We start from the raw sequence: 14,019 nt of genomic DNA, 5'->3' as shown, positions 1-14,019 counted from the left end.
GCGGACATTCAGTTGAACCGCAGTGAATGGTTTTGGGGCCGCTTCGCAGCCCAACGGGGATAAATCCCCTCGCCACAGAAAGCTCTTGAGCATTTAAAAGAGGCCCCCATGAACAACGCTCTGAACCAGCTCCAGCCGTACCCGTTCGAAAAGCTCCGCGCCCTGCTCGGCAGCGTTACGCCGACCCCGGACAAACGCCCGATCGCCCTGTCGATCGGCGAGCCGAAACACCGTTCGCCGAGTTTTGTCGCCGAAGCGCTGGCGAACAATCTGGATCAGATGGCGGTGTACCCGACCACCCTCGGCATCCCGGCCCTGCGCGAAGCCATCGCCGGCTGGTGCGAGCGTCGTTTTGGTGTGCCGAGCGGCTGGATCGATCCGGCGCGCAATGTGCTGCCGGTCAACGGCACCCGTGAAGCGCTGTTCGCCTTCACCCAGACCGTGGTCAACCGTGGCGACGATGCGCTGGTGGTCAGCCCCAACCCGTTCTATCAGATCTACGAAGGCGCGGCGTTTCTCGCCGGGGCCAAGCCGCATTACCTGCCATGCCTGGATGAAAACGGCTTCAACCCGGACTTCGACGCAGTAGCGCCGGAGATCTGGCAGCGCTGCCAGATTCTGTTCCTGTGCTCGCCGGGCAACCCGACCGGCGCGCTGATTCCGGTCGAGACCCTGAAGAAGCTGATCGCCCTGGCTGATCAGTACGACTTCGTCATTGCCGCCGACGAGTGCTACAGCGAACTGTACTTCGACGAGCAAACTCCACCGCCGGGCCTGCTCAGCGCCTGCGTCGAACTGGGTCGCAATGACTTCAAGCGCTGCGTGGTCTTCCACAGTCTGTCCAAGCGCTCCAACCTGCCGGGCCTGCGTTCAGGCTTCGTTGCCGGCGATGCCGACATCCTCAAGGGTTTCCTGCTCTATCGCACCTACCACGGCTGCGCGATGCCAGTCCAAACCCAACTGGCCAGCGTTGCCGCGTGGAATGACGAAGTGCATGTGCGCGCCAACCGCGCACTGTATCGCGAGAAGTTCGATGCGGTGCTGAACATCCTCAGCCCGGTCATGGACGTACAGCGTCCGGACGGCAGTTTCTATCTTTGGCCGAACGTGAAGGGTGACGACGCGGCGTTCTGCCGTGATCTGTTCGAACAGGAACACGTGACCGTGGTGCCGGGCTCGTATCTGTCTCGCGATGTCGATGGCGTCAATCCTGGCGCCGGGCGTGTGCGCATGGCGCTGGTTGCGCCGTTGGCGGAATGCGTCGAAGCCGCCGAACGGATTCGCGATTTCATCACCCGTCAACAATAAGTAATATCGGCCCGCGCCAGGCAATCTGGCGCGCGGCTTGATCACTGCGATACATATCAAAGCAATTAACGACTTCCAACCCGCCTTTACCAAAGATAGTCTTCTGGCTCAGTTACTGTCGCTTTTATCGATTCAGAAAATAACCTGCAAACAGCACCCACAACCATCTCGTAAATCAATATGGATATTGATCATGCACCACTACCCCTTCGTCAAAATGCGCAGTCGCAACTTCACCTCGGGAGAACGTCACAAGCGTGCCATCGCCTGCTCCAACCGCTTATGGAGCAACGCCAGCACGGTAACTTTTTCGTTCATGGAAGATTTACCCGATGAAGTTGCCTACCGGGTCGAACGCATAATTCGCCAATGGGAACCGGTTGTCAGCCTGACATTCGAACAGGTCGAACAAGGCCAAGGGCAAATCCGTATCGCCCTGAACGGCGACGAGAACTGGTCGGCAATCGGCACCGAAGCCCTGGACCTCGGCCCCGAAGAACCCACGCTGGTCATACAGACCGCTTTGCAAGACCCGCAGTTTGAAGCCACGCTGCTGCATGAGTTCGGACATGCACTGGGATTTCATCATGCCCATCTGCATCCCGATGCGAATATTCCATGGAATATGGAAGCTGTTTATATGTACTTCAAGGAAACTCAGGGCTGGAATGATGATGAAATTGAAATGAACATATTCCGCATAAACAATTGCGATAGTACTTTCAAAGGAGAATACGACAGTCTTTCAATCATGCATTACCCGGTACCGAATTTCTTGACCCATGGTAACTTCGAGATTGCCTTCAACATGAAACTCAGTGAACGGGACAAACGCCTCGCCAGGCAAAGTTATCCCGCCATTGATTATCGAGCGCAGATTATTTGACCTGGCCCAGGTTGGCCTCACTCAAGTCCAGATCGGCCAACACTTCTCTGAGCACATCATCACCAATCTGATGCTGCCGACTAAGACTGTACAGTTCCAGACGTTGCGCGCGCAGCGCTTTCAAGCGCAAACGCCGTTCAAGCAGATCCATCTGGAATGCCAGCGCCTGGGCTTCGGCGGAATCGTTGAATACATCAAGTTGATGGCGATATTCGGACATGATCCGCGCCTTGAGCTCCGCTGCCAGCGCCGCTTGAGCGGCATCCTGTGGGACGACTTCTTCGGTTTCCAGCGAGTGAATGGCCGCCTCGGCAGTCTTGCGCCAGGCATCGCGCACTTCCTGACGACGCTTGTCGTCGGGACTTTTGTCGATGCCGCGCAGCAGTAAGGGCAGCGCAATACAGGCCGAGACCAGCGACAGCAGAATCACCCCGGCAGCAATGAAGATCAGCAGGTCGCGCTCAGGAAAAGCCTCCGCGCCGATCAACATCGGCACTGACATCACGCCCGCCAGCGTCACCGCCCCGCGCACACCGCCCACCGTCAGCAACCAGCAGGAGCGCGCCGTCGGCACTTGCGTCAGCTCGCCCTTGCCGCGCAATCGGCGCAGCAACACCGACAAGCGCCAGATGCTTTGCACCCAGATGAACCGCAGCAGCACCAGCGCGACGAAAATCGCCAGCACATCGAGGCAGCGATAGAACAGCGTTGGCCACAGCGTCGGCTCATGGCTGACCACAGCCTTGATGATGTCTGGCAATTGCAGGCCCAGCAGCAGGAAGATCAAGCCATTGAAGGCAAATTCGAGCAGCGCCCAGACGCTGCGATTGAGCAGGCGGGTGCTGGTCTGGCGTGGCAGCAGATCGAGCCAGCTCTGCATCATCCCCGCTGCCACCGCCGAGAGAATCCCTGAAGCGCCCAAACGTTCGGCCAGTACATAAGCGGCGAACGGCAGCAGCAACATGAACACCACATGCGTGGCTGGATCGTCCCAGCCACGGGCGATCATCCACGCGCGCAGGCGTCCAACCAGCCAGCTCAGCGCCACGCCGACCGCCAGACCACCGAGCGCCACCGCCACGAACGTCAGGCTGGCATTGGTCAACGAAAAAACGCCCGTGACCGCTGCAGCGAGAGCGAACTTGAAGGTCACCAGGCCTGAGGCATCGTTCATCAGCGCCTCGCCCTGGAGTATGTGCATCAGCGGCGTGGGGAGACGGTTCTGCGAAATCGCTGACACCGCCACGGCGTCCGTCGGCGACAGAACCGCTGCAAGGGCGAAGGCCACGGGCAGTGGAATCGTCGGCAGCAACCAATGAATGAAATAACCGGCACCGACTACGGTGAACAGAACAAGGCCGACGGCCAGGGTCAGGATAGGTCCGCGCAATTGCCAGAAGGCGCGTTTGGGCATGCGCCAGCCATCGGAAAACAGCAGTGGCGGCAAGAACAGAAACAAAAACAATTCGGGATCGAGGACGACGTGCAGGCCAAGCGTCGGCCAGGCGAGCAAGGCACCGGCGGCGATTTGCACCAGCGGCAACGGCAGCGGGATGACCCGCCCAACCAGGCGCGAGACGCTGACCAGCATCAGCAGGATCAGGACGGTGTAAGCAGTTTGCATAAAACCAGAATCTCAGGCGATCGACAGCATTGAACTGCCATATTAGCGCCTTAGGCTGTCGCTGACCGTTGCACCTATGTCGCACGGCCAGACGCCGGACTAAATGTGGGAGCGAGCTTGCTCGCGAATGCGGTGTGTCATTCAGCACAGAAATTGACTGACAGGCCCCCTTCGCGAGCAAGCTCGCTCCCACAGGTTTTACAGCGTTACGACAACCGTGGCCGACGAAACCGTCCGGTCATGGCATAATCCGTCACCATTTTTTTCCAGCACCTGTAAAGGGGGCGATTCCTTGGCCGTTTCAAGTAAAACGTTGCACCTTTTCGGCATCAAAGCCTGCGACACCATGAAAAAGGCGCGCACCTGGCTCGATGAACACGCTGTCAGCTATGACTTTCACGATTACAAGACCGCCGGCATTGACCGTGAGCACCTGAGCCAATGGTGCGACGAGCACGGCTGGCAAACCGTGTTGAACCGCGCCGGCACGACCTTTCGCAAACTCGACGACGAACGCAAAGCCGATCTCGACCAGTCGAAAGCCATCGAACTGATGCTCGCACAACCCTCGATGATCAAGCGCCCGGTGCTCGATCTCGGTGACCGAACCCTGATTGGCTTCAAGCCAGATATCTACGCGGCCGCTCTGAAGTAAGCAGCCCGTCACTCTTTGTAGAGGTATTCACATGTCCAATTCCCTGTTCAGCATCGCCTTTGGTGTCGGCACCCAGAACCGTCAAGGCGCATGGCTGGAAGTGTTTTACGCGCAACCCCTGCTCAACCCTTCGGCCGAACTGGTCGCGGCTGTTGCGCCGATCCTCGGTTACACCGAAGGCAACCAGGCCATTACCTTCACCACCGCCCAGGCCGCGCAACTGGCTGAAGCCGTGAAAGGCATCGACGCCGTGCAGGGCAAGCTGCTGACCCGCCTGGCCGAAAGCCACAAGCCGCTGGTCGCCACGCTGCTGGCCGAAGACGCGCAACTGACCTCCACGCCTGAGGCCTACCTCAAGCTGCATCTGCTCTCGCACCGTCTGGTCAAGCCGCACGGCGTCAGCCTGGCCGGTATTTTCCCGCTGCTGCCGAACGTGGCGTGGACCAGCCAGGGCGCGATCGATTTGAGCGAACTGGCGGAAATGCAACTCGAAGCGCGTCTGCGCGGCGAACTGCTGGAAGTGTTCTCGGTGGACAAGTTCCCGAAAATGACCGACTACGTGGTACCGGCCGGCGTGCGTATCGCTGATGCTGCACGTCTGCGTCTGGGCGCCTATGTCGGTGAAGGCACCACCGTGATGCACGAAGGCTTCATCAACTTCAACGCCGGCACCGAAGGCCCGGGTATGATCGAAGGCCGCGTTTCCGCTGGCGTCTTCGTCGGCAAAGGTTCGGACCTGGGCGGCGGTTGCTCGACCATGGGCACTCTGTCGGGCGGCGGCAACATTGTGATCAAGGTCGGCGAAGGCTGCCTGATTGGCGCCAACGCCGGTATCGGCATTCCGTTGGGCGACCGCAACACCGTGGAATCGGGCCTGTACGTGACCGCCGGCACCAAGGTTGCGCTGCTGGACGAGCACAACAATCTGGTCAAGGTTGTGAAGGCGCGTGAGCTGGCGGGTCAGACTGATCTGCTGTTCCGTCGCAATTCGGAAACCGGTGCTGTGGAGTGCAAGACCCACAAATCGGCGATCGAACTGAACGAAGCGCTGCACGCTCACAACTAAGCGCTGTAGGCCTGTGGGAGCGAGTCTGCTCGCGAAGCTTTTGGCGTCCTCAAGGACGCTTTCGCGTGCAGGCTCGCTCCCGCAAGGTTTGGCGTACACCCCGCCCAATTTCACAGGGCTGAACTCATGATGATCCCCTCTCCCTGGCGCGCCGATTTCCCGGCTATCGCCGCCCTGCAACGGCAAGACCAGACCTATCTGGACAGCGCCGCCACCACGCAAAAACCCCAGGCCCTGCTCGACGCACTGACGCATTACTACGCCAACGGCGCGGCCAATGTGCATCGTGCGCAACACTTGCCCGGTGCCCACGCGACGCAAGCGTTCGAAGACAGTCGGCGCAAGGTTGGCCAATGGCTGAATGCCGGTGACAGCGGGCAAATCATCTTCACGCACGGCGCCACCAGCGCGCTGAATCTGCTGGCTTATGGTCTGGAGCCTCTGTTTCAGCCGGGCGATGAGATCGTCATCAGCGCTCTGGAGCATCACGCCAACCTGCTGCCGTGGCAGCAACTGGCGCAACGCCGTCAGCTGAAACTGGTGATCCTGCCGCTGGATGCCGACGGCCTGATCGACCTCGCCGCTGCCGTGCATCTGATCGGCCCACGCACGCGGTTGTTGGCGGTCAGCCAGTTGTCCAATGTCCTCGGCGCCTGGCAGCCACTGACCGCTTTGCTGGGCATGGCCAAGGCGCAGAACGCGCTCACGGTAGTCGATGGCGCGCAAGGTGTGGTGCACGGTCGGCATGATGTGCAGGCGCTGGGTTGCGACTTCTATGTGTTTTCCAGCCACAAACTCTACGGCCCGGATGGTCTGGGCGTGCTGTTCGGGCGCAACGCTGCGCTGGAGCAATTGCAGCCATGGCAGTTCGGCGGCGAGATGGTGCTCGATGCCAACTATCAGGATTCGCGCTTCCGCCCGGCGCCGTTGGGGTTCGAGGCAGGCACACCGCCGATCGCCAGTGTCATCGGCCTCGGAGCGACCCTCGACTACTTGGCCGGTTTGGATCAGGACGCCGTGTCTGCCCACGAAGCGGCACTGCACGACTATCTGCTGCGCGGCCTCGCCGCCCGTAACGGCATTCGCCTGCTCGGCAAGCCGCAACTGGCCTTGGCCAGTTTTGTCGTCGAAGGCGTGCACAACGCCGATCTGGCGCATCTGCTCACCGAACAAGGCATCGCCGTGCGCGCGGGGCATCACTGCGCCATGCCGCTGATGAAAAGCTTCGAACTGGCCGGCGCGATCCGCGTGTCGCTGGCGCTGTATAACGACTCGGAAGATCTGGAGCGCTTTTTCGAGGCGCTGGATCAGGCGCTGGAGATGTTGCGATGAGCCTGCCGGTCGAAGCGGCCGAAGCGCTGCAGATCTTTCAGAACGCGGCGGGCTGGGAACAGCGGGCGCGGCTGCTGATGCAGTTTGGTGATCGTCTGCCGGCGCTGGATGACGCGCAAAAGTGCGAGGCCAACCGGGTGCATGGCTGTGAGAGTCAGGTGTGGCTGGTCGGAGATTTGCGCGACGGGCACTGGCAGTTCAAGGCGAGCAGCGATGCGCGGATGATTCGCGGGTTGGTGGCGTTGTTGCTGTTGCGGGTCAATGGCTTGTCGGCGGCTGATATAAAGCAAATCGATTTGCCGGATTGGTTTAATCAGCTCGGCCTGTCCCGCCAGCTATCGCCATCGCGCAGCAATGGCCTCAATGCCGTGCTCACGCGGATGAATGAGTTGGCGCGCTAATCGCCTTCGCGAGCAGGCTCGCTCCCACAATGGAAATGCATTTCCCGGTGGGAGCGAGCCTGCTCGCGAAGAGGCCCTCATTAACACCTTCAGGCTTGAGGCCTGACCCGGTCCGCCGGGCGCCGAACACCAGCGACAATCTTGTCCACAGCCTTGGTCGCCGCGACCATGCCAAATGTCGCGGTGACCATCATCACCGCGCCAAACCCGCCGGCGCAGTCGAGCTTCACACCGTCGCCGACAAAACTCTTCTGCAGGCAAATGCTGCCGTCCGGTTTCGGGTAGCGCAGCTGTTCGGTGGAAAACACACACGGCACGCTGTAATGGCGGGTCACGGTGCGGGAGAAGCCGTAGTCACGACGCAAGGTCGAGCGCACTTTCGACGCCAGTGGGTCGTTGAAGGTGCGGTTCAGATCGCAGACCTGAATCAGCGTCGGATCGATCTGCCCGCCCGCGCCGCCGGTGGTAATAATCTGGATCTTGCGGCGTTTGCACCAGGCGATCAGCGCCGCTTTGGCATTGACCGCATCGATGCAGTCGATCACACAGTCGATGTTCGGCGTGATGTACTCGGCCATGGTGTCGCGGGTGACGAAATCGGCCACGGCGTGCACCGTGCAATCGGGGTTGATCCCGCGCAGGCGCTCGGCCATCACCTCGACCTTGGGTTTGCCGACAGTGCTGTCCAAGGCGTGCAACTGACGGTTGGCATTACTGACGCAGACGTCATCAAGGTCGAACAGCGAGATCTCGCCCACCCCGCAACGGGCCATCGCTTCCGCCGCCCAGGAACCGACGCCACCGACGCCGACGATCGCCACATGGGCGGCACGCAAGCGTTCCAGGCCCTCGATGCCATACAAACGGGCGATGCCTGCAAACCGCGGATCTTCTGTACTCATGACCATTACCCCAAAAACCGGCGCGCATTATAGGGCTACGCAGCGACAAGTTTTAAGCTGCAAGCGACAAGTGTAAGAACTTAAGTCAGAGACGGCTGCCCAATGTCAGGCATTTTCCCGTCAGTTGTACGACTGGTTAACCGCCGGTGTAGGATGCGCGCCCCTCGGGCGTCTATCCGACCGATCCTTCGTTCCACAGCCTTTGGAACCCGAAACAGCTATGTCATCGCGTAAATTTGGACTCAACCTGGTGGTGGTGCTGGCCATCGCTGCCTTGTTCACCGGTTTCTGGGCGCTGGTCAATCGCCCGGTCACGGCGCCGAACTGGCCGCAGCAAATCTCCGGCTTCTCGTATTCGCCATTCCAGCAGGGGCAATTCCCTCAGAAGGATCAGTATCCGTCTGACGATGAAATGCGCCGTGACCTGGAAATCATGAGCAAGCTGACCGACAACATTCGTATCTATTCGGTCGACGGTTCGTTGGGAGACATCCCGAAACTGGCTGAAGAATTCGGCCTGCGCGTCACCCTCGGTATCTGGATCAGTCCGGATCAGGAACGCAACGAACGGGAAATCACCAAAGCCATCGAACTGGCCAACACCTCGCGCAGCGTCGTGCGCGTGGTGGTCGGCAACGAGGCGCTGTTTCGCGAAGAAATCACCCCTGAGGCTTTGATCGTTCTGCTGGATCGGGTGCGCGCTGCGGTGAAGGTGCCGGTAACCACCTCCGAACAATGGCACATCTGGGAGAAATACCCGCAACTGGCCAAGCACGTTGACCTGATCGCCGCCCACGTCCTGCCCTACTGGGAATTCATTCCGGTGGACAAGGCCGGCCAGTTCGTCTTCGACCGCGCCCGCGATCTGAAAAAGCTGTTTCCGAAAAAACCGCTGCTGCTCTCCGAGGTCGGCTGGCCGAGCAACGGGCGCATGCGCGGTGGCGCCGATGCATCGCCAGCCGATCAGGCAATTTATCTGCGCACGCTGGTCAACAAGCTCAATCGCCAAGGCTTCAACTACTTCGTGATCGAAGCGTTCGATCAGCCGTGGAAGGCCAGCGATGAAGGTTCGGTCGGCGCCTACTGGGGCGTGTTCAACGCCGCGCGCCAGCAGAAATTCAATTTCGAAGGCCCGGTGGTGGCGATTCCGCAATGGCGCGTGCTGGCCATCGGCTCGGTGGTACTGGCGCTGCTGTCGCTGACCCTGCTGATGATCGACGGCTCGGCGCTGCGCCAGCGTGGTCGCACGTTCCTGACGTTTATCGCGTTCCTCTGCGGTTCGGTGCTGGTGTACATCGGTTACGACTACAGCCAGCAATACAGCACGTGGTTCAGCCTCACGGTCGGATTTCTCCTGGCGCTCGGTGCGCTCGGGGTATTCATCGTCCTGCTCACCGAGGCCCATGAACTGGCCGAAGCGGTGTGGATTCACAAGCGCCGGCGGGAATTCCTGCCGGTGCTGGGCGATTCCGATTACCGACCGAAAGTGTCGATTCACGTGCCCTGCTACAACGAGCCGCCAGAGATGGTCAAACAGACCCTCGATGCCTTGGCCGCGCTCGATTATCCAGACTTCGAAGTCCTGATCATCGACAACAACACCAAGGACCCGGCGGTGTGGGAACCGGTGCGCGATTACTGCGCGACCCTCGGCCCGCGCTTCAAGTTCTTTCATGTTTCGCCGCTGGCCGGTTTCAAGGGCGGCGCGCTGAATTACCTGATTCCGCATACCGCCAAGGATGCCGAAGTCATTGCCGTGATCGACTCCGACTACTGCGTGCACCCCAACTGGCTCAAGCACATGGTGCCGCACTTCGCCGACCCGAAAATCGCCGTGGTGCAGTCGCCGCAGGATTATCGCGACCAGAACGAAAGCACTTTCAAAAAGCTCTGCTACGCCGAATACAAAGGCTTCTTCCACATCGGCATGGTCACCCGCAACGACCGTGACGCGATCATTCAGCACGGCACCATGACCATGACCCGCCGTTCCGTGCTGGAAGAATTGGGCTGGGCTGACTGGTGCATCTGTGAAGACGCCGAGCTCGGTCTGCGCGTGTTCGAGAAGGGCCTGTCGGCGGCGTATTACCACGACAGCTACGGCAAGGGCCTGATGCCGGATACCTTCATCGACTTCAAGAAACAGCGTTTCCGCTGGGCCTATGGCGCGATCCAGATCATCAAGCGCCACACCCGCAGCCTGCTGCGCGGCAAGGACACCGAACTGACCCGTGGTCAGCGTTATCACTTCCTCGCTGGCTGGCTGCCGTGGGTCGCCGATGGCATGAACATCTTCTTCACCGTCGGCGCCCTGCTATGGTCGGCGGCGATGATCATCGTGCCGCAACGGGTCGATCCGCCGTTGCTGATTTTCGCGATCCCGCCGCTGGCGCTGTTCGTGTTCAAGGTCGGCAAGATCATCTTCCTCTACCGCCGCGCCGTCGGCGTGAATCTGAAAGATGCGTTCTGCGCGGCGCTGGCCGGCCTGGCGTTGTCGCACACCATCGCCAAAGCGGTACTGTACGGTTTCTTCACCAGCAGCATTCCGTTTTTCCGCACGCCGAAAAACGCTGACAACCACGGTTTCTGGGTGGCGATCAGCGAGGCTCGCGAGGAGCTGTTCATCATGCTGTTGCTGTGGGGCGCGGCGCTGGGGATCTTCCTCGTGCAGGGCATCCCGAGCAATGACATGCGCTTCTGGGTAACCATGTTGCTGGTGCAGTCGCTGCCGTATCTGGCGGCGCTGATCATGGCGTTCCTGTCGTCGCTGCCCAAACCTGTGGCCAAGGCTGAGCCGGCACCGGTCGTCTAAATCCGCAACGCAGCACTAAACGGCGGCCAATGGTCGCCGTTTTGCTTTAAGATAACCGCCATTTTGCGGGCGCGCTGCTATCCCCGTGGGAGCGAGCTTGCTCGCGAAGGCTTTGTAACATTCAACCCTTATGTTGCCTGTTCCACCGCTTTCGCGAGCAAGCTCGCTCCCACATTGGCCCTCGCTCAAATTCATGATCCGGAGTTTTCCATGACGGCCCACGCCGACCTATCGCCGACCCTTCAACTGGCCATCGACCTGATCCGCCGTCCCTCCGTAACCCCGGTCGATGCCGACTGCCAGAAGCAGATGATGCAGCGCCTGGGCGATGCCGGTTTCACTCTGGAGCCGATGCGCATCGAAGATGTGGATAACTTCTGGGCCACCCACGGCAACAACGACGGCCCGGTGCTGTGCTTCGCCGGCCACACCGACGTGGTGCCGACCGGTCCGGTTACCGCATGGCAGATCGATCCGTTCAATGCCGTGATCGACGAACATGGCATGCTCTGCGGCCGTGGCGCGGCAGACATGAAAGGCAGCCTGGCATCGATGACAGTCGCCGCTGAACGTTTCGTCGCCGACTATCCGAACCATAAAGGCAAGGTCGCTTTCCTCATCACCAGCGATGAAGAAGGCCCGGCGCATCACGGCACCAAGGCTGTGGTCGAACGTCTGGTCGCGCGCAACGAGCGCCTGGACTGGTGCATCGTTGGCGAGCCGTCGAGCACCACGCTGGTCGGCGATGTGGTGAAAAACGGCCGTCGCGGCTCCCTCGGCGCCAAGCTCACGGTCAAAGGTGTGCAAGGTCACGTGGCCTACCCGCATCTGGCGAAGAACCCGATCCACCTCGCCGCTCCGGCGCTGGCAGAGCTGGCCGCCGAGCACTGGGACCACGGCAACGATTTCTTCCCGCCGACCAGTTTCCAGATTTCCAACCTCAATTCCGGCACCGGCGCGACCAACGTGATTCCCGGTGATCTGGTGGCGGTGTTCAACTTCCGTTTCTCCACCGAATCGACCGTCGAAGGCCTGCAGAAACGCGTTGCCGACATCCTCGACAAGCATGGTCTGGACTGGCACATCGACTGGGCGCTGTCCGGCCTGCCATTCCTCACCGAACCGGGCGCGCTGCTCGATGCGGTGTCGTCGAGCATCAAGGACATCACCGGTCGCGAAACCAAAGCCTCGACCAGCGGTGGCACATCCGATGGCCGTTTCATCGCGACCATGGGCACGCAAGTGGTTGAACTGGGCCCGGTCAACGCGACCATTCACCAGGTCAACGAACGCGTGCTGGCAGCCGATCTCGACGTGCTGACCGAAATCTATTACCAGACCCTGATCAAGTTGCTCGCCTGATGCTCGCGTGCCCGATCTGCAGTGAGCCGCTCAATGCGGTGGACAACGGCGTGGTCTGCCCCGCCGGGCATCGGTTTGACCGTGCGCGTCAGGGTTATCTGAACCTGTTGCCGGTGCAGCACAAGAACAGCCGCGACCCGGGCGACAATCAAGCGATGGTCGAGGCGCGGCGTGATTTCCTCAACGCCGGGCATTACGCGCCAGTCGCCAGGCGTCTGGCTGAATTGGCGGCGAGTTATGCGCCGGAGCGCTGGGTCGACATCGGTTGTGGCGAGGGTTACTACACCGCGCAAATCGCCGAAGCGTTGCCCAATGCGGATGGCTACGCGCTGGATATCTCCCGTGAAGCGGTCAAACGAGCCTGCAAACGCAATCCGGCGATCACCTGGTTGATTGCCAGCATGGCCCGCGTGCCGTTGGCTTCAGGCAGTTGCCAATTTCTCGCCAGCGTCTTCAGTCCGTTGGACTGGGAAGAAGCCAAGCGTCTGCTCAGCGTCGGCGGCGGGCTGATGAAAGTCGGCCCGACCCGTGGCCATCTGATGGAATTGCGCGAGCGCCTGTACGACGAAGTGCGCGAGTACACCGACGACAAGCACCTGGCGCTGGTGCCGGCAGGCATGGCGCTGGCGCACAGCGAGACGCTGGAATTCAAACTGACCCTGGACAAGCCCGAGGACCGCGCCAACCTGTTGGCGATGACGCCTCACGGCTGGCGTGCCAGTGCCGAGCGTCGTGCGGCGGTAATCGAGCAGGCCGAGCCGTTCGAGACCACCGTGTCGATGCGCTACGATTATTTCGTTCTTCAATAACTTTTGGTCTCGGGCAAAGGCCCGGGGCCGGCTAAATCCGCGAATGGATTTTTCAGACCCGCAGTGAGGACATCCATGCGCCAACCGGACATCGAGATTTACCTGAAAGACGCCGACGTCGACCACAAGGCCATTTCCACCTGGCTCGGCCAAGCGCTGGGCCCGTGCAGCGACTGGGTGCAGAAAGGCCAGACGTACAAGTGCAAGGCCGGCAACGTGCCGGTGACCTGGCTGCCGAAAGCCGTGGGCAAGTGGAACAGCCTGTTCCTGGAAAGCGACCAGACCCCCTGGGACGACGACATCGCCTGCGCCCGCGCAGCCTTTGCCGCACTGAACGTCGAAGTGCGTTGTGCACCGGGGACGTGGGTCGAAGAAGAAGGTGAAGAAACCGCCGATCGCTGGATTCGCATCAGCGCAGACGGAGAAGAAGAGATCACCTGGAAAACTGCTTAACCGGGGCAACGTAGAGCCCATGTGGGAGCGAGCCTGCTCGCGAATGCGCAGTGTCAGTCGATATGAATGGTGACTGATACAGCGCATTCGCGAGCAGGCTCGCTCCCACAGTGGTTTTTGGCGCTCTAGAAGTTTGTGTTACAGGCCTACAACATCCTCAGCCTGCAATCCCTTCTCGCCAGTAATCACGGCGTACTCGACCTGTTGGCCTTCAGTCAGCGAGCGGTGCCCTTCGCCGCGTATCGCGCGGTAGTGCACGAACACGTCCACGCCGTCTTCGCGCTGGATAAAGCCGTAGCCTTTGGCGTCGTTGAACCACTTCACGTTGCCGGTTTCGCGTGTTGCCATCTGTTCATACTCCTTTTTTATTATTGAACGGGCTTTTCGCAGGAAAGCCTTTGAGGAACGT

13 protein-coding genes and 1 pseudogene are annotated in these 14,019 nt (G+C 60.5%); 10 read left to right on the top strand and 4 right to left on the bottom strand.

The window, feature by feature from the left end; all coding sequences use genetic code 11:
- The first annotated feature begins 108 nt into the window (after positions 1-108).
- Complete coding sequence (gene dapC, locus PspCFBP13508_RS17735) at positions 109-1,308, top strand: succinyldiaminopimelate transaminase (RefSeq protein ID WP_137215263.1); 1,200 nt, start codon at positions 109-111, stop codon at positions 1,306-1,308.
- 193 nt (positions 1,309-1,501) lie between these two features.
- Positions 1,502-2,194, top strand: coding sequence for a M12 family metallopeptidase (locus tag PspCFBP13508_RS17730; RefSeq protein ID WP_137215262.1), 693 nt, complete (start codon positions 1,502-1,504; stop codon positions 2,192-2,194).
- Here PspCFBP13508_RS17730 and PspCFBP13508_RS17725 read toward each other — a convergent pair.
- Together PspCFBP13508_RS17725 and PspCFBP13508_RS27685 are read right to left on the bottom strand one after the other, a co-directional pair.
- Entirely contained in the window at positions 2,187-3,818 is a 1,632-nt protein-coding gene (locus tag PspCFBP13508_RS17725; RefSeq protein ID WP_130911687.1) for a Na+/H+ antiporter, read from the bottom strand. The two genes, PspCFBP13508_RS17730 and PspCFBP13508_RS17725, sit on opposite strands and share 8 nt — an antisense overlap.
- A gap of 106 nt (positions 3,819-3,924) precedes the next feature.
- Positions 3,925-4,011 (bottom strand): annotated as a pseudogene (locus PspCFBP13508_RS27685) (metal ABC transporter ATP-binding protein); the annotation flags it as partial.
- A gap of 99 nt (positions 4,012-4,110) precedes the next feature.
- On the opposite strand from PspCFBP13508_RS27685, the gene PspCFBP13508_RS17715 reads away from it, so the two are divergent.
- From PspCFBP13508_RS17715 to PspCFBP13508_RS17700, 4 genes are all read left to right on the top strand, one after another.
- A complete protein-coding gene (locus tag PspCFBP13508_RS17715) occupies positions 4,111-4,473 on the top strand; it encodes an ArsC family reductase (RefSeq protein WP_130911686.1) in 363 nt (120 codons plus the stop codon).
- Between the two features lie 31 nt (positions 4,474-4,504).
- The gene (gene dapD, locus PspCFBP13508_RS17710) at positions 4,505-5,539 is read left to right on the top strand and encodes a 2,3,4,5-tetrahydropyridine-2,6-dicarboxylate N-succinyltransferase (RefSeq protein ID WP_003222105.1); all 1,035 of its coding nucleotides are present in this window, start codon (positions 4,505-4,507) and stop codon (positions 5,537-5,539) included.
- 126 nt (positions 5,540-5,665) lie between these two features.
- Positions 5,666-6,871 (top strand): cysteine desulfurase, encoded by a 1,206-nt coding sequence (locus PspCFBP13508_RS17705; RefSeq protein WP_137215260.1) that lies wholly within the window; start codon positions 5,666-5,668, stop codon positions 6,869-6,871.
- Complete coding sequence (locus tag PspCFBP13508_RS17700) at positions 6,868-7,272, top strand: SufE family protein (RefSeq protein ID WP_137215259.1); 405 nt, start codon at positions 6,868-6,870, stop codon at positions 7,270-7,272. Before PspCFBP13508_RS17705 ends, PspCFBP13508_RS17700 begins: the two co-directional genes overlap by 4 nt.
- 89 nt (positions 7,273-7,361) lie before the next feature.
- Here the strand turns inward: PspCFBP13508_RS17700 and tcdA are convergent, their stop codons facing one another.
- Complete coding sequence (gene tcdA, locus PspCFBP13508_RS17695; RefSeq protein WP_130911684.1) at positions 7,362-8,180, bottom strand: tRNA cyclic N6-threonylcarbamoyladenosine(37) synthase TcdA; 819 nt, start codon at positions 8,178-8,180, stop codon at positions 7,362-7,364.
- A gap of 214 nt (positions 8,181-8,394) precedes the next feature.
- Here tcdA and PspCFBP13508_RS17690 point away from each other — a divergent pair, with 214 nt between their 5' ends.
- The 4 genes from PspCFBP13508_RS17690 (at position 8,395) to PspCFBP13508_RS17675 (ending at position 13,610) form a co-directional block, all read left to right on the top strand.
- Complete coding sequence (locus PspCFBP13508_RS17690) at positions 8,395-10,986, top strand: glycosyltransferase (protein WP_056783195.1); 2,592 nt, start codon at positions 8,395-8,397, stop codon at positions 10,984-10,986.
- A 210-nt stretch (positions 10,987-11,196) separates the two neighbouring features.
- The gene (gene dapE / locus PspCFBP13508_RS17685; RefSeq protein WP_016771486.1) at positions 11,197-12,348 is read left to right on the top strand and encodes a succinyl-diaminopimelate desuccinylase; all 1,152 of its coding nucleotides are present in this window, start codon (positions 11,197-11,199) and stop codon (positions 12,346-12,348) included.
- Positions 12,348-13,157, top strand: coding sequence for a putative RNA methyltransferase (locus PspCFBP13508_RS17680; protein WP_130927477.1), 810 nt, complete (start codon positions 12,348-12,350; stop codon positions 13,155-13,157). The genes dapE and PspCFBP13508_RS17680 overlap by 1 nt, the downstream gene beginning before the upstream one ends.
- Before the next feature lie 75 nt (positions 13,158-13,232).
- The gene (locus PspCFBP13508_RS17675) at positions 13,233-13,610 is read left to right on the top strand and encodes a hypothetical protein (protein WP_137215258.1); all 378 of its coding nucleotides are present in this window, start codon (positions 13,233-13,235) and stop codon (positions 13,608-13,610) included.
- A 138-nt stretch (positions 13,611-13,748) separates the two neighbouring features.
- Here PspCFBP13508_RS17675 and PspCFBP13508_RS17670 read toward each other — a convergent pair whose 3' ends face one another.
- The gene (locus PspCFBP13508_RS17670; RefSeq protein ID WP_007908870.1) at positions 13,749-13,958 is read right to left on the bottom strand and encodes a cold-shock protein; all 210 of its coding nucleotides are present in this window, start codon (positions 13,956-13,958) and stop codon (positions 13,749-13,751) included.
- Positions 13,959-14,019 lie beyond the last annotated feature (61 nt).

The sequence above is a fragment of the Pseudomonas sp. CFBP13508 genome, assembly GCF_005233515.1.
Taxonomy (GTDB): Bacteria; Pseudomonadota; Gammaproteobacteria; order Pseudomonadales; family Pseudomonadaceae; genus Aquipseudomonas; species Aquipseudomonas mercuritolerans.
Note: the sequence above shows the minus strand (reverse complement) of the source record. Positions and strands in the feature narration are given on the sequence as shown.

Excerpts from the sequence above, each read along its gene's own strand:
- dapC (WP_137215263.1), top strand. The coding sequence starts at position 109 with ATGAACAACGCTCTGAACCAGCTCCAGCCGTACCCGTTCGAAAAGCTC.
- PspCFBP13508_RS17730 (WP_137215262.1), top strand. The coding sequence starts at position 1,502 with ATGCACCACTACCCCTTCGTCAAAATGCGCAGTCGCAACTTCACCTCG.
- PspCFBP13508_RS17725 (WP_130911687.1), bottom strand. The coding sequence starts at position 3,818 with ATGCAAACTGCTTACACCGTCCTGATCCTGCTGATGCTGGTCAGCGTC.
- dapD (WP_003222105.1), top strand. The coding sequence starts at position 4,505 with ATGTCCAATTCCCTGTTCAGCATCGCCTTTGGTGTCGGCACCCAGAAC.
- PspCFBP13508_RS17705 (WP_137215260.1), top strand. The coding sequence starts at position 5,666 with ATGATGATCCCCTCTCCCTGGCGCGCCGATTTCCCGGCTATCGCCGCC.
- PspCFBP13508_RS17700 (WP_137215259.1), top strand. The coding sequence starts at position 6,868 with ATGAGCCTGCCGGTCGAAGCGGCCGAAGCGCTGCAGATCTTTCAGAAC.
- tcdA (WP_130911684.1), bottom strand. The coding sequence starts at position 8,180 with ATGGTCATGAGTACAGAAGATCCGCGGTTTGCAGGCATCGCCCGTTTG.
- PspCFBP13508_RS17690 (WP_056783195.1), top strand. The coding sequence starts at position 8,395 with ATGTCATCGCGTAAATTTGGACTCAACCTGGTGGTGGTGCTGGCCATC.
- dapE (WP_016771486.1), top strand. The coding sequence starts at position 11,197 with ATGACGGCCCACGCCGACCTATCGCCGACCCTTCAACTGGCCATCGAC.
- PspCFBP13508_RS17680 (WP_130927477.1), top strand. The coding sequence starts at position 12,348 with ATGCTCGCGTGCCCGATCTGCAGTGAGCCGCTCAATGCGGTGGACAAC.
- PspCFBP13508_RS17675 (WP_137215258.1), top strand. The coding sequence starts at position 13,233 with ATGCGCCAACCGGACATCGAGATTTACCTGAAAGACGCCGACGTCGAC.
- PspCFBP13508_RS17670 (WP_007908870.1), bottom strand. The coding sequence starts at position 13,958 with ATGGCAACACGCGAAACCGGCAACGTGAAGTGGTTCAACGACGCCAAA.